Source organism: Planktothrix tepida PCC 9214 (assembly GCF_900009145.1).
Taxonomy (GTDB): Bacteria; Cyanobacteriota; Cyanobacteriia; order Cyanobacteriales; family Microcoleaceae; genus Planktothrix; species Planktothrix tepida.
This window is the reverse complement of record NZ_LN889815.1, coordinates 169860-188677: the sequence shown is the minus strand read 5'-3', so window position 1 is coordinate 188677 and position 18818 is coordinate 169860. Positions and strand designations below refer to the sequence as shown.

The 18818-nt window shown below is 38.2% G+C and carries 17 protein-coding genes and 1 CRISPR repeat array (1 of these 18 only partly in view); of the genes, 4 read left to right on the top strand and 13 right to left on the bottom strand.

All coding sequences use genetic code 11. The annotated features are described in order from the left end of the window. Window positions 1-239: direct repeats of the CRISPR family, unit length 35 nt; unit sequence CTTTAGACTAAGAAATTAGTCGTATTAATGGAAAC; it reaches 529 nt to the left of the window's first position. Between the two features lie 264 nt (window positions 240-503). Further along, a complete protein-coding gene (locus PL9214_RS27560; protein ID WP_072722507.1) occupies window positions 504-728 on the bottom strand; it encodes a hypothetical protein in 225 nt (74 codons plus the stop codon). Between the two features lie 289 nt (window positions 729-1017). On the opposite strand from PL9214_RS27560, the gene cas1 reads away from it, so the two are divergent. The 3 genes from cas1 to PL9214_RS27545 all read left to right on the top strand — a co-directional run bounded on the left by cas1 (window position 1018) and on the right by PL9214_RS27545 (window position 2908). Further along, window positions 1018-2100, top strand: coding sequence for a CRISPR-associated endonuclease Cas1 (gene cas1 / locus PL9214_RS27555; RefSeq protein ID WP_072722506.1), 1083 nt, complete (start codon window positions 1018-1020; stop codon window positions 2098-2100). 81 nt (window positions 2101-2181) lie between these two features. Beyond that, a complete protein-coding gene (gene cas2 / locus PL9214_RS27550; RefSeq protein WP_072722505.1) occupies window positions 2182-2460 on the top strand; it encodes a CRISPR-associated endonuclease Cas2 in 279 nt (92 codons plus the stop codon). Between the two features lie 145 nt (window positions 2461-2605). Then, complete coding sequence (locus PL9214_RS27545; protein WP_072722504.1) at window positions 2606-2908, top strand: hypothetical protein; 303 nt, start codon at window positions 2606-2608, stop codon at window positions 2906-2908. Window positions 2909-3135: 227 nt separating this feature from the next. On the opposite strand, the gene PL9214_RS27540 is transcribed toward PL9214_RS27545, so the two are convergent. The 5 genes from PL9214_RS27540 to PL9214_RS27520 all read right to left on the bottom strand — a co-directional run bounded on the left by PL9214_RS27540 (window position 3136) and on the right by PL9214_RS27520 (window position 8774). Next, window positions 3136-3585 (bottom strand): pentapeptide repeat-containing protein, encoded by a 450-nt coding sequence (locus PL9214_RS27540; protein ID WP_072722503.1) that lies wholly within the window; start codon window positions 3583-3585, stop codon window positions 3136-3138. Between the two features lie 109 nt (window positions 3586-3694). Further along, window positions 3695-4465 (bottom strand): hypothetical protein, encoded by a 771-nt coding sequence (locus PL9214_RS27535; RefSeq protein WP_072722502.1) that lies wholly within the window; start codon window positions 4463-4465, stop codon window positions 3695-3697. A gap of 73 nt (window positions 4466-4538) precedes the next feature. Beyond that, the gene (locus PL9214_RS27530) at window positions 4539-5765 is read right to left on the bottom strand and encodes a hypothetical protein (protein ID WP_072722501.1); all 1227 of its coding nucleotides are present in this window, start codon (window positions 5763-5765) and stop codon (window positions 4539-4541) included. Between the two features lie 266 nt (window positions 5766-6031). Next, window positions 6032-6484, bottom strand: a complete 453-nt coding sequence (locus tag PL9214_RS27525; protein WP_072722500.1) for a hypothetical protein — start codon at window positions 6482-6484, stop codon at window positions 6032-6034. 178 nt (window positions 6485-6662) lie between these two features. Beyond that, entirely contained in the window at window positions 6663-8774 is a 2112-nt protein-coding gene (locus PL9214_RS27520) for a WYL domain-containing protein (protein WP_072722499.1), read from the bottom strand. A gap of 251 nt (window positions 8775-9025) precedes the next feature. On the opposite strand from PL9214_RS27520, the gene PL9214_RS27515 reads away from it, so the two are divergent. After that, window positions 9026-9535 (top strand): cysteine dioxygenase, encoded by a 510-nt coding sequence (locus PL9214_RS27515; RefSeq protein ID WP_072722498.1) that lies wholly within the window; start codon window positions 9026-9028, stop codon window positions 9533-9535. Window positions 9536-10295: 760 nt separating this feature from the next. Here the strand turns inward: PL9214_RS27515 and PL9214_RS27505 are convergent. From PL9214_RS27505 to PL9214_RS27475, 7 genes are all read right to left on the bottom strand, one after another. Continuing rightward, entirely contained in the window at window positions 10296-11984 is a 1689-nt protein-coding gene (locus tag PL9214_RS27505; RefSeq protein ID WP_072722496.1) for a hypothetical protein, read from the bottom strand. A gap of 193 nt (window positions 11985-12177) precedes the next feature. Further along, entirely contained in the window at window positions 12178-13869 is a 1692-nt protein-coding gene (locus PL9214_RS27500; RefSeq protein WP_072722495.1) for a hypothetical protein, read from the bottom strand. After that, a complete protein-coding gene (locus PL9214_RS27495) occupies window positions 13856-14275 on the bottom strand; it encodes a hypothetical protein (protein WP_072722494.1) in 420 nt (139 codons plus the stop codon). Before PL9214_RS27495 ends, PL9214_RS27500 begins: the two co-directional genes overlap by 14 nt. Before the next feature lie 44 nt (window positions 14276-14319). Further along, entirely contained in the window at window positions 14320-15195 is an 876-nt protein-coding gene (locus tag PL9214_RS27490; protein ID WP_072722493.1) for an RAMP superfamily CRISPR-associated protein, read from the bottom strand. Then, window positions 15188-16240 (bottom strand): CRISPR-associated protein, encoded by a 1053-nt coding sequence (locus tag PL9214_RS27485; RefSeq protein ID WP_072722492.1) that lies wholly within the window; start codon window positions 16238-16240, stop codon window positions 15188-15190. The genes PL9214_RS27490 and PL9214_RS27485 overlap by 8 nt, the downstream gene beginning before the upstream one ends. 56 nt (window positions 16241-16296) lie before the next feature. Then, on the bottom strand, window positions 16297-17898 hold the full coding sequence (locus PL9214_RS27480) for a Cas10/Cmr2 second palm domain-containing protein (protein ID WP_072722628.1): 1602 nt from the start codon (window positions 17896-17898) through the stop codon (window positions 16297-16299). Between the two features lie 287 nt (window positions 17899-18185). After that, window positions 18186-18818 carry a Uma2 family endonuclease gene (locus PL9214_RS27475; protein ID WP_437126704.1) on the bottom strand — a complete coding sequence of 211 codons (633 nt, stop codon included), beginning with the start codon at window positions 18816-18818 and terminating at the stop codon, window positions 18186-18188.

Genomic DNA, 18818 nt, shown 5'->3' with positions numbered 1-18818 from the left:
TAGTCGTATTAATGGAAACTGGAGTCTCTGGAATTTCAAATTTCCGACTAAACTCCTTTAGACTAAGAAATTAGTCGTATTAATGGAAACAAAACGAATTACCCTCAGTTAAGTCCTCCCACTCGGTCTTTAGACTAAGAAATTAGTCGTATTAATGGAAACATATTTGATGTTGGTGTAACAGAAACTTTAGCACTGTAAAAACTTTAGACTAAGAAATTAGTCGTATTAATAGCAGCAAATTGATGATTTTTTAACCATAGCGGTGTGCAATCGTATGGATTACAGAAGTGCCAGCGTCCTCGCTGGCTGTTTTTTTATAAAAAAGAGCCTCTGTAATTCACGCGATACCACAAAGCGACGGCTACGCCATCTAATACCGCTATAAATCAATTAAACTTTGATTTGTCCGGCTACTTAACCAGTAGTTAAATCTTAAAATTTATCTATATAAACTCATCAAGGGTTAGAAAATCTTTGGGAGTAATAATCTGATAATGAGTTTAAGATTCATCAGCCAGTAATTCTTCTAAGATGTCTTCGGTTAGTCCTTGAGCTTGAGCATTTCTGCCAAAAGTCCCACAAACACTCAGTAAGTCTTCATCTGGATTTTTGGGATTCTTCTGGATTTCTTGAATCAGTTGTTCTTGTTCTTTTGCTGTCAGTTGGAGGACAAGATTAAGAATTTGATCAAAGGTTAGAGGAAGTTGATAAGTTTTTTGATTCATAGTGAGTTATGGGGTTAAGGAATGGCAACTCGTCTAATGCCTATTTTACCTGCAACAATGAATACAATATTATATTTTACACGATTTGGAACAAATTAATATGAAATACCAAAATGCCTTAAAAAAGAAAGATATATAACTTATATACAAAGTCATATAAACCTTGATTTTACCTAGATATAAACCTATATAAAGCTCTGCAAAAATTAGCTCAAAGGAAAAAACAAACCGTAAAAACTAATTACTGTTTACGTTTTTCCTGAGTTTACCCTTGAGTTAAATTGTGTTTATGCCAACAATTTATGTCATTCATCCCGGTTCCAGCATTGAAGTTCGCTCTCGTTACCTGCAAGTTTTTCATAAACAACAGTTGTGTTTAGGAGTTCCCATTAACCGAGTTACCCAAATTATTCTGTTTGGTATTTGTAACCTCTCCCGCCAAACTCAAGTTTTAATTGCAACTCGCCAAATCCCCGTCTACTATATTAACGTTCATGGGGATCAATTAGGAAGTTTAGAACTTACTCCTCAACGTTCTTTTAAATATCAAACCCATCAGTTAATTTGTTCTCAAGATCTTGAATTTGTGCGAGCGATCGCAGAATCAATTACTTGGGCAAAACTGCAAAATGAAATCATTGTTCTCAAACAATTACAACCCAAATCGGATCACTGTAATATTGAGAACACCATCAACTTTTTGCAACTTTTAGCTGATGATTTACCTTCAGCAAATTCCATTGAAGAATTATGGGATTATCATGCAACAGCCACCAGCTATTATTATCCTATTTTAGCATCATTAGTCCCCCAATGGTCAAACCGTCATTCATCTTTTCGTCTTGACCTTAGCCATCCGGTTCTTCAAATGTTGAAGCTCGGTTATACCTTTCTGCATCAACAAATGGCGCTGTTTATTCATGATTTAGGCTTAGATCCTGAAATCAGTAATCTCCATACACTCAGCCAAACGAACCAACCCTTAGTTGATGATTTAATTGAAGAATTCCGTCCGATTTTAGTTGATAGTTTAGTCGTTAAGTTATTGCAAACGGGCACAATTACTTCCTCAGATTTCGTTCCTCCGAATGGAAGTCGAGGAGGCTATCTTCAACCGTCTGCGCTCCAAATTTTTATTAACCATTGGGAAGAAAAACTCGCAACCCATATTCAGCATCCTTTCGCGGGAACAATCAGCTATCGCCAGTGTTTTGAACTGCAAGTTAAAGAATATATTGCTTGTTTGTTAGGCGATATTGAATTTTATCAACCTTTGTTGATGCAAAAGGAAAAAGGCAAAATCAAAAAGATGTATGCCAAAGAGTATCTAACTCAAAAGAATGTTGTTCAAGTTTTTAGCGGAAAAGACTAAAACCCTTATTTTTTCCTAAAATTAGATCCCCCTAAATCCTGTTTGGAAAGGGGGACTTTAACCCTCCAGTTTTCCTGTCCTATGTTTTATCTCATTTGTTACGATATCGTTAATGATCGTCGTCGAAACAAAGTTGCAAAACTGTTAGAACTTTATGGATGGCGAGTTCAAAAATCAGTATTTGAAGCGGTTTTAAATCAGGATCAGTATGAACGACTTCAAAAACATTTGCTTAAATTGCTAAACCCCATTGAAGATCAACTTAGATTTTATCCCCTTTCTCAACGCAGCCGAAATAAAGTTTTAATTTTGGGATTTAAACCTGAATTCAAAATTGATGATCCTGTTTTCATTGTCTAATCTTATCTCCGTTCAATTGATCCAACGAATAAAATGGCACATTTCAAAAGTACGTTGTTGCGCTTTAGCGCGAAAAAACTTATTGGTGCTAAAGCGCAACAACAGATTTAGTATTCAACCAGACATGATATGACTTCACTCCAGAATGAACTTAAAACTATTGACTGGAGTTCGTAAACTATTGTTTTTAACCATTCTCAAAAATCCGGGCATTACTAAAGCACAATTGTGTGCGTTTAGCCAAGCTAGAGGAGGTAATTTACAACGAATTGGTCACCATCTAATGGGGTTAGAGTCAGAAGGGTTTATTGAGGCATCTTATGTCAAAAAGCAAGGAAAATTTGGCTATTTCATCGCTAAGGGGAAAGGAAAGCGGATGCTCGAATCTTTGCAAATTTCAGGTCAAATTTTAAACCAGGAAGATAATATTTATGAAAAAAAACACTAAACCCAAAAAATCAACCGTAAAACTCAATTATTCCTCCAGACCCTACGGAGATCCTTCACTTCGTTCAGGATGACAGTTAAGCTGTTCAGCATTCAGGATGACAGTTAATAATAATTAAACTGTTCAGCGTTCAGGATGACAGTTAATGATAGTTAAGCTTTACTAGGTTATTCAGTGTAAATGGGTAATCGTTTAACCCTCCCCAAAATGGGGAGAGTTTTTATGTTTTAATTCTCGTTAAATTCCTTTCTCGCTTTTTTATGACTGATAATGTAGACACCCCAAGGAAGACGTACTGCTGTAATTGTTGTTAATTTTAATTGAGCGTGTTCAGGATTAGCAGCATCCAAATCAGCCCAACTCAGATTAGTATGCCATAACTTTGTATGGGCTAGATTTGTGCCACTCAGATTAGCCCAACTCAGATTAGCATCACTGAGGTTAGCATAGCTGAGATTCGCGCGTTCCAAGTCGGCTTGGCTTAAATTTGCACCTTGCAAATTAGCTTTGTATAGAACTGCATAGCGTAAGTCAATCCCGCATAAATTCATCCCCTGCAAATTAATTTCAGTCAAATTTGTATAGCTGAAATCTCGCCGTCCTTCCGCATATTCAGCTTTAAACTTTTCTGTAGAAAGCCGTTCACCATTTTTCAGATCATCCATTGATTGAGTCATAATTTTCTCCTATTTAATCTTGATGTCTACCTATTGCCTATTGCCCATTCCCTATTGCCCATTCCCCATTGCCGAATCTCCACAGTTAACTTGATTTGTAATCAGCTAGTTAGTAGCTTTTAGGAATTCCAAACTTACCACCCCCCGCAACTTTATGGTTCAATTCCCGTTGCACAAAGTTACCCAACAAATCTCCAAAACCGGGTGCAGTTTCCAAGTATTTATGGAGTCGTCGGAAGTCAGGAGTTTTGGAATTCTCCGTTTGGCAGTTTCCAGCTAAAACCCCAACCTGAGCCTGCTGTGCGATGTACTGACGAATGTAGTTGAGGTCATTCATCCATTTACGGACTGTTTCGGTTTCAGTTTCTTCTGTCCGCCGCATCCACTTTTTCCAAAGCGGAGAGGGTTGGTAGACGTGATGTTGGGTAACATCGAGAAGGTATTCTACGCCTTGTAGAAACTGTTGAGTTTTTTCTCGAATGGGCGATCGCAACTCTTGTTCGTCTGTGGGGGTTAAATTTTTATCCTGAAGGGTATTCGCCAATTTCTTAAGATGGAACTGAATCTGTTGAGCCGCTTCGCGGATATCGGTTTGCGCTTGTTTCAAGTTTTGCACCAGAGCATCGCACTGCTGCTGCATCAACACGGCCCCATCCGGTGCATTTTCCACTTCATGCACTTGATCTAGGAGTTGAACTAACTCAGGGTAGTCAATTCGTCCGGTTTGCTTCACTTTATTGATCCATAGGCTTAATAACCGCATCTGGTAATCTAACTGTTCCCCAGCTTGAGGGGTTGGCGGTTGAGGAATGAGGGAGGATGTTGTGGAGTTAGGAACGTGAGCAATGCCATTGAGGGAAGTTGAGTGTTGTCCGTTCATGGTTGAATCTCCAAGGGTTGCTGAGTGGGTGAGGAACTTTGTGGAATGCCTTTACAGGACGTGAAGGAGAGATTTAATCCTTCAGATCGTTGTGTTGTTGGGTCATCAGTTCTCGACGACGGGTTTCTAACCAGATATCGCGCTGGAGTTGAACCGCTTCACTGAAGGATTTTTGGGTATCTTGGCGATAGCTGAGGGCAATGGTGATCACACAGGCACAACCGCTAGTGATCAGGGATAGCAGCAGGAAGAACAGGGGAAATCCTAATCCTGACCAATCTCCCTGGGTCAATTTAGCGATGAAACTGAGAATTGCTAACCGAGAGGCTTCGAGTCCAGAGGACAGTTCACCGGATGGGGTGAAGTGTGGGGTATAAACCAGAGGCATTTTTTGTTGCAGAAATGCCAAGTCATTACCCATCGTGGCACGGACTGCTAGAGACTCTTGCAGTTGTTGTTTAGCGGTTTCATAAGCTTGGTAAGCGTCTTCCCGTAACCGTTCAACTTGAGGACACAAGGGCAATTGTTCTAAGGGGACGTTTTCCCAATTGCGATCGCGTTCTCCCCATGTCCCGTACAATTGCACGAAAAGCGACTGCCACCGGGGGTGACTTTTATCCAGTTGGCTTAACTCTTGTTCTCCACTTTCGCATCGCGCTAAAGCATCTTTATATTGAGGGCTATCAATTTGTTTGAGGGTTTCTACACGGTTAATTTGTTCTTTGATTAATTCCTGAGCTTTAAGTTGGCTTAAACCGGATGAATTGAGTAGCAATTCTGTTCCGACTCCAGCTACGATAGACTGAAGCGCGTTGAGACTGAGCATGGCTGCGATCGCCCAGTTTGACCAAGATTGGCTGTGAGGTTTGCGGGCAGATGTTGCCACGGCTGAATCGTTGGTATATTTGAGAATCAGAGCATTAGCCAGCACCGTCATCGGAACTGCTAAGATGCCCAAATCTTTAAAGGCAAAGTAGAGCAGGGGAAAGTTAGTAGCCGCATTGAGCAAGCTACTAATGGACACTAAAGCGGCTGTATATTGGCTATCTTTTGCCAAATTTTCTGAGACAATAGCACGACCATGAAAGTCTTGAGAATTAGCAATTACTAATTCCAACAATTTCTTGATCAGCCCTTGTTTCTCTGGTTGATTTTGGGTATTTTTAGCTGGATTTTTCGCTTCTTCAACTAAGTGGGCATATTCGGGACTTTGCTCAATGTAGAGCAGTAAATCTGTAACGGTTTGAGAGTTTGTTGCTGAGTTGTTAACAGATTCAGAGTTAGAGTTTTGGAAGTTCATGCTGGCTACCTCTTAGTTTTTAAGCCCCGAACAGTGTTCTGTTTGGAACATCAGTTCGGGAAAAAAAAGTGCCCAAAACTTTTAGGTATTGCCAGATATTTAATTTTTATTGAACTGAGATTACCATAGCATATTTAGAACATTTGTCAACCCTTAATTTTAATAAATGTGACTAACTTAGCTGAAATTTTTAAAAGTTTGCTATACATCCTTATTGTATAGAGAGACGCGGCATACCGCATCTCTACTAGCTCCTTCAATTCAGTTTAAGTAAACTGAATTATCAGCAATTTCCCATCCATTTCAACTCCCATTGTTTCTTGCCGCAATTGAATTTGCAGGTAGCGCACGAAGCAAAGCAACAAGGGGAAATGTTGCTGTAACGTTGCTGTTGTGGTGTAGGAACGCACAACCACACTTTTTTCTCGAATCATTCCCCATTGGGAACTTTTGTAAAATCCTTCTTGTTCAGACACACTCGCCCCTCCGAACAATTCAGCCATGAACTGTTTTGTTTGTTCAACATGGAAGGAAGTATCCGCCGGGACGTTAGCATCTACGGTTGTCGGTACGATCACGGACACGCAACGATTGAGAACTTGAATGTTACAGTCCAAACAAGTTTCAGTGTTGATGAGTTGTTGCAGTTCTGGATATTGAGCGAACAGGCTGTTTTGAGCTTGAGCGAGCGCAACAGCGTTTGTTTGTAAGCTTGTCATCTTCCGCAACCCCCCTTGTAGTGTGTCCCCTTCTGGAGAAGGGTTTCGGCTTATCCCAGCCGAAAAAAAGTGGCGTTTGGGATTTGGGTTATGCGGTTAGGCTTCATGCCTATCTCTGTAATATAAGAGGCTGTTTCGGATTTGTCAAGAGGAGGGGGAAAATCAGCATTTTTGATGTTTAATTATTTTTGTAATTTTCTGCGATCGCTGTTCCTTCTTCCTGAATTAATGTGATTAATTTCTCAGGGTTAACAACTTTCACCTGTCTCCCAAATCCTAAAATCCAACGTTTTAAATCAATATCATCCAGTGACCAACAGGGTAAAGTCACCCGAAAACGGTTAGGAAATTTAGGGTCTGAACTGGGTTTTAGAGAAAATAAAGTTTTATCTGTTTCTGTTGCTACTTTATAAGGACGACGAGACATTTTCATTTGACTGCGGTGAAAGCGTTGATTTCCTTCACTAATAAACTTAAAGATTTGATCGGTCATCCACAATTCTACTTGAATTTCGACTGACTTCCGTTCCTTTAAATCGGTACTTAAAAATTTCTGCTGTTCTTCTACACTTTTTCCTAAGTAAATTCCAAAACTAGCTTTATAAAGAGTTGTTAGTTTTGCTAAAGTGGCTTGCTGTTGTTCAAAAGAACGAGATTTATCTTTAATTTTAGCTAAGGATAACCGATCTAACCGTTCAAATTGGAGGAGTCCTTGGCGATGTTCATCTTGGATTTCATAACCTAAATACCAAGCAATATTATGAAATACGACTTGCAACGGGTAAGCGGTAAACCCTTCTAAGTTTTGACCGGGGAATCGACCACTATCTCTAAAAAATTCAAATTCTAATAACTGTCCTTCTACAATTGCTGTTTCTAGCTGTTCTAAGTTTCTTAATAAGGCGGATGAAGGTAAAGTATCCGGGTTAACAATTCCTCGATTTCCAATAACTCTAGTAGGATAAATTGTTTCTAACTCTAGTAATCGACTTGATTCTATTCGCTGCTGGAATAATTCTGTCATTTCCACTGCAACCGGATCATCGAAATGGAATTTTTGAGATTGTAAGAGTCCATAAAGCTTTTTGAGTTCATGTTCAGAGAAAATAGCTGTTCCGATAAAGTAACCTCGCTTTAAACTAAATTGAGGGAAAATCCCATAGGGTTTTAAAACTTTTTCTATATCTCGCTGTAAACTATCTAAGGAATGACCGATCAGATTCGCTTCAGTTTGGAGTTTTTCGATTAAGTCTTTTTGGGTTTTACGTTTTGAGTTTGAATCTGCTTCAACATTTGGATTGGTTTGAAAAGGATGGTGAGCAATATAGCGAATCACTTTCATTAACCGTTCAAATGGTTCAAAATCCGAATAGCGATGCCAAGCTAAATTTTGAGTTTTCAGTTGAGCAACTTCTCCTTCTGATAATAATTCTAATTGTAAATTAGCTTTTGGGTCTGAGATTCCTAAAAATCCATTTTTTTCTAAGAATAATAAATTTTTCCGAATTGCGTCTGAGTGACTATAAACTTCTCCGTTGAGATCAGCCATGACTCCACAAATTTCTTCGAGTTCTGTGTTAAAAGGGGGAACGTGCTTAAAAATTTCTTGTAACTTTTGGGGTGCGGTTTCGTGGAGTTGACCTAACCCTGGATATTGGATAATTAGGGAAATTAAAAAAATTAATCGTTCAAAATCTACTAATCGAGAATAGGGATGGAGGGTATAGTTAGCGGTTCGGCTTTGGCGAGTTTGATAAGAACGAGAGAACCCTTTTAAAATTTCTTTAATTTCAGATAAGGTTAATGATAATTCAGCAACATTAATTTGTTGAATGCCAATGAATCCTTCTGTAATATCGGGAGGAAAAATAGTCAGAAATTTAGCAAATTGATTAATGACATCATCAGGAACTTGACGGTGACGGTTTTGGTTCCACTGTTTGCAGGTTTCTAGGGGAGTTGTTAAATGCCAACCCATCCAAGTTGAGGATTGTTCTAGGGTAATGGCTATTTTCTGTAAAAAATTCAGTCGCCATGCTCGTTTAACATTGGTGGCGTCATATATAATTAATTTTCCTGAAGCGATCGCATTTTTAATCTGCTTTAGCACTTCAATTTCAATCTGTTTCCAGTCCCCCTGGATGGTTTCATCTCCAAACAAATCTCGACGAACATCATCGGTAGAAACGATACAATAGCGTTGATCTAACTGGGCTAAATATTGGGCAAAGGTTGATTTACCGCTACTGGGAACCCCGATCAGAATGTGGTTAACGTCGTTTAAAAACATAAGTTTAAGAGTGTATCCTATACATCTGGTAAGTTTTGTTTCCCATTCCCTGCTTTATCATTTTTACCTTTTTTCTTTTAAATTTTTCCGTCTCAAAACGTCGATAGTATGAAAACCCCTTGCGCTTTTCTCAGCCTCAGCCATAATAACCATAGAAACGCAAGGGAGGCATAAAAGCGGAAGGGAAAAACGAAGAAGTCCAAGTGGCAAGTGAGATATTTTGGTTCACCTAAACGCTTGGAGGAAGCCAAATGAACCACTACTCCGTTACTCCCGTTCTGAATACTCATCCCCAGATTCTACGCGACTTTCCCTTAACGTTGGAGGACTTCCTGAATGCAAATATGGCTGTACCGTCCCATCTGCGAACCCTGGAACACCTAAAACCCCTGGTGGCGCGACTAGAGTTGTCGGAGTCCTTCTGGCGACAGTTCGTTCTGTTCCATCCTGATCGGTATGGGTCGAAAATCATCATTCGTAACGATGACGTTGAGATCGCTCTGATCTGTTGGCTCCCTGGACAAAAATCGGGAGTTCACCCTCATAAAAATGCGGCTCTGAACGTGACGAAAGTGCTGCAAGGTAGCATTACCCAACAATACTACCGTCCCGATCACCAGCGCCAGTTAGTGCTGGATCAGGAGGTAACGGTGAGTGCTGGAGAAATCACTTGGACGGATCGCTACGAGTATCACCAACTGGTGAATAATGCAGAGCAAAACTGCATCACGCTCCATGTGTATACCCCAGTGCGCGAATAAAGGGTAACAAGCCACAGGAAAGGGTTAAACTCACTAACCTTTTCCTCATTGATCACCTGAATTTGATTGTGGGAGGAAGTCTAAATGTCGGAAGAATGTGTGAAAAATGGTTACTATTGTCCTTTTGTTCAAAATCCTCATCAATTGGATCAATATGTTTGTCTTAAGTGTGGAATTAAACGGGATTTGGAAAAGAAAGAAAAGTCAGAGGCGTTGGATTTTATAATCCTTTTCTTAATGGGGATATTAATTGCAATTCTATTGTTTAGGCGTTGATGGATCGGTTTGCGAGGCTGAAGGAAAATTGCTACAATATTGATGGTATCTTATAATCTGTTATACTTGTCATGTCGCCCCTTTATTGAGGTGACGAATTAATGGAAACGGATTAGCATCAGAAGCATTGTCACACTTGGGAGAGGTTGCCCCTTTATTGGGGTGGCGAATTAATGGAAACTCATCCGTTATCAAAACAATATCAGCATTTTTATATTGTTTTGAATTTTCAAGTCGCCCTTTTATTGGGGTGACGAATTAATGGAAACGGTTGAGGGAAAAACGGAACCATCTTCCCGACGCAATAGGTCGCCCCTTTATTGGGGTGACGAATTAATGGAAACAAGGCGTGACTTGTCATGGAGTGCGTGACAAGGCAGTCGTCGCTTTATTGGAGTAGCAAATCAATAAAAATCTAATAAAAAATCCCTGACTTAGCTTTAGTCCAGGGATTTTTTTACTAATAAATTTTAAATTAGGCGTTTTATAATTTATTCGATAAAGTTTGAAGATCTTGTTCAATTGAATTAATATCAGAGTTACTCTCTAATAATCCTAGTGAATGCAAAGCGTTAATAAATGGCTTTTTGACTTCCTCTTTATAAACTTGATAAATATCTTTGGAATCGTCAATATGTTCTTCTGATTCGGGATAGCCATATAAATAAAGCACTACATCTTTTTTCTCAACTCCTCGTAAATTGTGCATCAGTTGATTACGGCGATCATATTCAAAATCTCTTTGATAAGTTCCTATCCAATCTAATAAACTCCAAGTTTGGATAGTTGGATTTGTAATAGCTTTTAGCCATAGCAAAAGTGCATTATTAGCACTTGTACATTTCAAATTTTTAAGTGCTTTTTGATTAAATTTATTCCATAAGTCCAAGTTATCTATAGATTCATTAACAGGAAACTTTAGATATTGAAGAATTTCAATTTTTCGTCTAATTTTCAATCCATTATCACCAATACATTGTAATAACCTTGCCATTTTATTTTGATTATCTTTCCATAGAGCCTTGTCCTTCTGCTGTTGATCATCAAAGAATAACAAACCTTGATTTGTCCAGGTTACAATGTCTGTAGGAGGAAGACGGTAGTTTATCCCCTCAACTGTTCCAATTTGTTTAATCCTGCTTAAATAATTCATAACTGCGGCTTTTAAAAATGTTTCTTGTGCCGCCGATAATAAAGTAATCCCTTGTAAATAATTTTCTTGTTTAAAGAATATTTCAATTAAATCTAAAGCATCGCGCACTCGTTCAATGGCATTTTCGGGTTTAAATTCATCTTTTTTATTATCAACCGTTGCTTTGATATTAAAAGTATCCACCAACTCTTTCAATTCTTTAATCGAATCAGAACTATCAGGAAGTAATCCTTCTAATAAAATTAATGCTGCCCCTGGTAAACCATCCTGAATTAACTTTTTAGCTTTTTCAATTTGCAGTTTTCGTAAATAGTTAGACCTATCAATAATATCAACCGCACTAGGGTTATATTCATTGCTAACTAAAAAGTTAACTTGCTGATTAAATTGGCTCAAACTCACAAATTGTAATGCTGAAGAAATGGCAGGAGTACCCGCTTGATGACTTAGATAAATTATTTCATTAGATTCTACACTAATATTTGTTATCAAAACTTCAACTAAACCAAGTACACTATTCCAGTCATCTAATCCTTTTTTATTTTTTTCAGGTTGAAGAGTCAAAAAATTTAATTCTGTATGTTTAAACCAATCATTTTGCTGAAAATAACTTTTAAAAAAGATTTCATTTTCACAAGTATCTTGCCAATAGGGACAGTTTTTTTCTTTCTTTTTTTGTGGCATGAAAATCGCAGTTTGATCTGTCAAAATTAAAATTAGACGATCTATCTTAATTTGCTTTTGTTGTAACTTTTGAGTAAACCCATCCAATAAAGGAAAAATTAATTTATCATAATGCTGATCTAAATCTTTACCATATACTTTAGCTAAAACCCTAGAAGGAACAGCATATTGCTTTTGGCTTTTATTTTCAACAGTAGAAGGCTTATCTACTTCTTGGGGTTTTACTTGAAAATTACTGAGTTCACTTTTAGCTTTTGTATAAAAGTGATTCCATTTATCGTCAGTATTCAATTGAATATCGCTGCTACCAGTTGTCAGAATCCAAGTATTTTTCATATAAATCTCCCGTTGTTAAAACTTTTTAACACAAATTACACCCCAGAAATCCGGTTTTTAGACAAAAGTTTGAGTTTCAGCCGAAAGACTATTGCTAAAAACTCGGTTTCTGACTTCATCTTAGTAATTCGAGATAGAAGCATTAATGGATTTCGTGCGATTGACGGTAAAGCTTCTATCCCATTCTACCCAGTTACCCTGGATAAAGTAAACTAAAGGAAGTTTTTGTGTCTAGGAACGTTAGAAAATCTTCTGCGTTTTGAAGTTCATCCTCATCAGGAATATTGGGAAAAATGGTTAACAGTTCAATATATTCTCCTGTTGGTTGCAAAGTGTTATCACTAACTTTAATATAGCGAGGATACATTCGATGCCAGATTCTCCCAATTTGATTTAACCCTCCCGTTAGCAAAGTCTCTTTAATCGTTTGAACTCCTAAATAATTGCTATGAAACCACCCTACCGCTTTACTATCAAACTTATTATTAGCAATTCGTCCCCAAACCTGTACATTATCAGGATGCCATGTTTCTCGCCAAGAAACAAAGGTATCAGGATTACTCACTTGCTTTTTCTTGAAGCGTACCCATTTTTGCAGGTTACTTCTGAGTTTATCTAAAAATATTGTAATATCTGTCAGTTCACCCACAGGAACATAATATTTTTCTGAACCTTCCGAAAATTCCCAATGACATCCAATCATAGGATTAACATGAAGATTATTAACACAATTGTTAATATATTTAGGAAATACTAACCGATGATCAACTCGTCGCCAAGATTTACCAAACCCACCTAAAAGCATAGAAAACTTAATCAATTGAGTGATTAAAATTTTTAGCTTTCGAGTAGACTCTTCATTAGGGAAAGAACGCATCCCTAATAAATTCAGGTTTCCTTCTGTTAGTTCAAAAGTTGGTAAACTTGAATTTTTGTAAGGATATTGATCTAAATTTAAGCCCTCAAATTGATAAGAAAAAGCAGTTCCAAGTAAACCCGCAATAGATTTTTTCTGATCTGAAATTCCTCCCCACAATTCTTGAGTTAAAGCTTGCGTGGTTGCTTCGTCCGTAACGCCTGCAAACAAACGTTGAGTATGACCTCGTAAAGCCGCTTTGAATAGATTGGGTCTAAATTCTCCTCGGTCAGCAAAATCACCAGATTTATAAATTAAACGAGATGCTAAACCTTGACCCTTCAGTTTAACTCTTAAGAGCGGAGATTTACCATGATGTTGAGGTTGTCCATAACCTGCACTGGTTCGTAAACCAATGCCTTTTTCTATAGCACGATGCCAAATTTGCCAAATTTTTTCCCATTCGTCACTACAGAGTTTTTTAGAACTAGAAATCCCAAAAACTAATGTAGTTCCTAGCAACGAAATCTGAATAAATGCACTATGGGAATTAGAATTTTTGATTTGCCAATCTTCTTGAGGATGGATTAAATCAACCAGGGGTGTTTTTTTCCAAGTTTCATGCTTAGGATATCCCCCATGAAACCGAAGAATCCCTGGACGAGTTTTTTTCCCTTCTTTTCCCCCACAATAACGTTGTGCTTCTTCAGGGGTACAAGCTCGTCGGAATGTCCCTTTCATACTCGAACCAGGATAATAGGGATAACCTTTAGCAGCAATCACAGGTCGAATAATGTCTTCATCCTGTCCACTATTAGACACCCAACGCCAAGGAATTTTATAGGGTTTTGTTTCGACATTAGCACCAAACTGAGGAGTTTCTTTGAGGGTTCCTTTTAACCATTCATCCACCCAGTCTTCTGCTTGTTGGCGAGGTTCATCTTTTTTAATATACTGAATTTGGCATCGTCCCTCAATTTGAGCTTGAAACATTAAAGGAACGTGATCGCATTCTCTAGTTATCATCATCGTTTTGATCCTCTGGAATTAAATTTTTATAACGTTGTGTCCACCACACCAAACTGTCGCAAAGTTGAATCAATATTGCTAATGCAACTTTGCGTTGTTCTTGGGGAAATGCCCAAAGTCGTTCCGCCATATCTCGAATAGCCGCTGTTTCCCCACTGCTAACATCATCATTGGGAATTTCAATTCCAGCATAACTCATAATTTCAACTAACTTTGTCCAAGTTTCTTGCCAGTATTTAGCTTTATCTCCTTTTAAACGAAATTGTTCTCCCCAAAATCGTTCTAAGCCATAAGCAACGGTCATTCGCATCTTATAAGCTTCTTTAATCCCTTTAGGATATTCTTGACAACATTTGATCACTAAATCATGGGCTTCTTCGTCAACTTTTAAAGAGGTAAATGCCATCGTCTATGCTCCTAAATTCAGGTAAACAGAAAAATTTTTCATCCCTATTGATTAACCTCATTAGTTTGATCATCAGCCGAAGGCTCTAGTCCGTGAATACTGACTAAACAATGACCAAAACCAATAGATTCTAAACCTCCGAGATAAATTTCTGCACTATTTTCTCCATTAAAAGGTTGCCATTTTCCGCCGTTTGGATCATTCCTTAAAGCAATGGGAAAGGCTAAAATTGTATCTTCGGGTAAAGCTTCAGTATTAAAAAATTGACCTTTTTTAGCCCGCTTTTCTTGTTCTTCTAAGGATACACGAGTTTGGCGATATAGAGCCATATCATGAATCATCCCAATTTCGTTATCGGAGACAACAACGGCGGGTAATTCCTCTCCAAAGGGAAACCAAGGCGAGAAATCTTTTGAGTCTTCAATGGTTAAAAAGCCATAGTTAAAAAATAATTTTTCTTCATGATTAATAGATAGCGGTTTTAAAGTTGTTGATCGCGTATATTCCTGGGGAATATCCAAATCTTTTAGCAGCGTTCCATCTTCAGTTTTAATGAACTCACCTGCTATCCGTTGATAGCGTTTTAACAGACGAGGACTACTGACCCAAACCATCGGTTGTCCAGGGCAAAATACCGGAAGCCAGACAATCGAAGCATATTCTATTTTAACAAAAGATTCAGTGGTTTTATCTGATAGTTCAGACTTGGCTTTATTGCCATACCAGTAATTTTCATCAACAGTCGAAATCGGTCTCATTTCACTGCGTAAACGACCCCGAATTGAACTCCCTGGAACGATCCCCGTTTGCGTAAATTGATCTCGAAAAATTAGATTCAGATTTCCGCTTTCTTCCCCTGCGGTTGCACCCACATGAAGAGGAGCTAAAGTTTTAATAATGCCAAGAGCTTTGTTATACATCAGTTACTCCTTGAATTGTTAATGGTAAACTTAAACCGCACCCAACACGGCGAAGACTATAACCTTCTTGAGGAAACCAGCTTTCGTCCCAGTTCCACCAAGTTTGATTGAGAGGTTTATCTAAGACATAAACACTCCCAGGAGGTACAGCATAGCGTCCTCTCCCTAACCGTCCCTGACCTTCTCCTTTGCCATCTCCAGTTCGATAGCGATAGGGAATAGGTTTATCCGTAAGCATTTTAGAAATCGGAAAATTTGATTGCGGATAACGGTAGGAAAAACGGGTAGATCCCCAAACCGCCGGAGTGATTAAAGCAAATGCTTTTTGAATTGGATCTCGAAAAGGTTGAAAAAATATATCATTTTCTGCTACTTCAATAGAGTTAATTTCTACAACATGGTTTTCTCCTCCAAAACGATACCATCCTGATTCTAAAAATTCAGTGGATAAATAAACAATGCAAGTGTCATCTGGCATTTGAACAGCATATTCAAGAAATAAACCATCTTCATCTTTAACATGACGCTGATTCGTTTCTAAATCGGGGTGCAGCATTGGAATAAATTTCCAAGGTGGTTTCGCTGCATTATCATTTTTTAAAATGAGATTAGGAGGATCATCCCAACTATTAATTGTTTGCCATTGATATTCGGGTTCAAGATCAGGGTTTTGTCGATGCCATTTCTGGTTGTCAATAAACCATTCATCACAACCGTCATCAGAAATAATTTTTGTCCAAGGAATTGGGACATAAAAATATTCAGGAGCATCTAACTTAGCCCAAAACGGCCCAGCTACATACAAGTTATCCCGAAGTTGTTTTTGAAGCTCTGTTTTTTTCAAGGCACTTTTGTTTTGATTTTTTTCTCGGCTAGCACTAAAGATAAGCCCTGATAAAGTAGCAGCTTCGGGGGGGAATTTAGAACGAGAAAGTCCCACTAAATTTTCAGGAGAAAGAAAACCGCCTGCGCTTCCATACATTAATCCTAAAGGCGTAACTGTAATCAGATATTGAAATCTAGGGCATTTTTTTTCTTCAGTCATCCTAAGTACCTGAACGCAAAAGTTGAATGAGTTATCTATCTATAAAATTATTTGATTTAGGAACACAGTTGCCATCCTACCTCAATTAAGTCATTAATCCAGAAGATCAGTTCTAAGGAGGAATCTTTGCCGACTATTTCCTCTCGTTCAAAAGATAAATATTCATCTTCACTTTGAAAATAGATCTTAACTAAAGCTAGAGCCATTCTTTCATCAATTAAATCTTCTTGCTCTTCAATTAAACTTAAATCAATAACATGGCGAGATCGGAGATAAGCTAAATCCTGATAAATATGGCTCCAATTTTGCCCTTTGTCTCGATCTTGATATTGATTTAAAATTCTTAAATAGTGCCAAGGGCAAGTCCATTGCACATATTGACCACTGTTAAAAACGACTCGGATAGTAACGCGATCGCGTCCTAAATTTTTCGAGCGTTCTTGAGCTTCACGGCAATGTTGTAAAATATCTCGTTGGGGAACACCAGAAGCTGCCCAAACCAACCCTAAACTAAGCGTAATTGCTTGTTCATGTTTAGCCCATTCTTGAGGAAGTTCCATTAACCAATCAAGAACAGTTTGACGAGAAATTGGTTGTTTTGGGTTACGGCTATAAATAACACCTAAAAAATCATCTCCTCCTGCATAAATAATTCGCCCCAATTTCTTTTTAGCAAACTCTCTTGTAAAGTTTTTTCCCCATTTCCGCATCGCTTTACTAAATTCTTGAAGCCCTTGATCACCGTCTTCCTCAGCAATTTCTTTAAGTTTATCTCCAACTTTATCTCCATCTCCCATAAACCAACCTGTCCACTGTCCATCTGATTTGGGGTTGCTATCTTCAGGACGGCGAACAATATCCTTAAAACTTCTTCCTAAAAAGGGCATTTCTAACGATTGACTAATATCACTGCGAGTGACTAATCGCTTCACTAATTCAGGAATGCTCAGGCGTTCTGAATCAGACAGAAATTTGCCTTCGGGTTGTACTTCTGGGTCTGAAGCTTCAGCAGTTAGCAAGATTTCTTCTTCTAAATCTTCTTCTTCTTGGGTTTCTGGATGAGTTTCTAAAGCTAAGGATAAATCTGTGTAGAACTGGTTTATAGCTTGGCGTTCAGAAGCAGATAATGCTTTTCTGGGGTCTAGGATTTTACAACCTAATCCAGGGTGAGCGATCGCATCGGTTCCTGTCAAACTAGAACTTTCACCAACCCAGTTTAAAGCAATCCAATTCCGAGACAGCTTTTGTTCCTCCAAATCTTCCATCGCAGTTTTTGGGCTTTCACCTTCACCCCGAAAAATTTCCCAGCTATAATTTCCCCAATGTTGCCATTGTTCTTCCCAATCATAAGTATATTGATCTAATTGACCTTCAATCCAACTTCGGCATTGGTTCAAAATCTGTTTCCATGCTGTTAGTAGTGCATCCCTAGCTTGTTGTTCACTAAACTCTCCTCTTAACAAGATTCGATTAGGCATTCCTTTTGGAATATTAATCAAACCGGGCGACAAAACTTGACAGCTTTTTTCAGCTTCTTTCACTAATCTATAAGTTAGATAGGAAAGGATTAATGATGCACCATAAAGGTCTCGCAGTTTTCGGGATTTTTCGATAAATCCTTGAACTGGAGCAAATGTAACAGCAATGTAACAATCCATAACTCCTGGTTCTGGCACTACAATTGGTGAACTTTTAACCTGATTAAAATGTCCCAGGACATTAGAAAATCTAATGTTCACCACAGGTTTAATCAGCCGAAACTTAAACGACTCATCGTGATACTTAAATTACAGCATTTATAGAAAACCTTAATCCCATTTGGTGCGATTGACGTAATTCTTAAGATTTTCTTGACAGTTGAAAACTTGTTATCTATTGTTAAATTTTACTAATTTTTTTAAAGTTTACTGGGCAAAAAACCTTAACTGCTCATATTAAAGCTTGTCTACAAGGCAAGAGCAAAAATCTGTTGCGCCGATAATTTAAACAGGGGAAAGGTTGGAGAAATAATAGAAGTATTTTCCCTAAATGGATTCATCTGATACTCTCCATCCTCTAAATTACAGACAAACAATGTCGGTTGCTTAGGACTACCAAGCAACTTTCTCGGCCCTAATGCTGCGTAATCAAGAATCCAATATTCCTCAATGCCCATTTCTTCATAATCTCGAAATTTATTGTAATAATCATCACGCCAATTCGTTGAAACAACTTCGACGATTAATTTAACTGAGTCAGGATTTTGGATAATTGATTCACTTTCCCATCGAGGTTCAGCCCCTAGAACTTCTTGATTCAAAACAATAATATCCGGTTCATAACCCGATTGTCCGCGCTTGGGTTTGATAATCGATTCTCTGGGAATAGTCCATATACCACCTTTGCTCATCTGCCTGATTACTATCAAGAGTTGCTCAATCAGAGAACCTGTTAAATTTGAATGTTGTCCCCTTGGCTTGGGCATTTCGATTATAACTCCATCATGCAATTCGTACCGTACAGTAGAGTTTTCAGGATACCAGTTGATAAACTCATCAAAGCTGTAAAGTTTGGATTCGGTTTGGGTTTGAGTCATCAT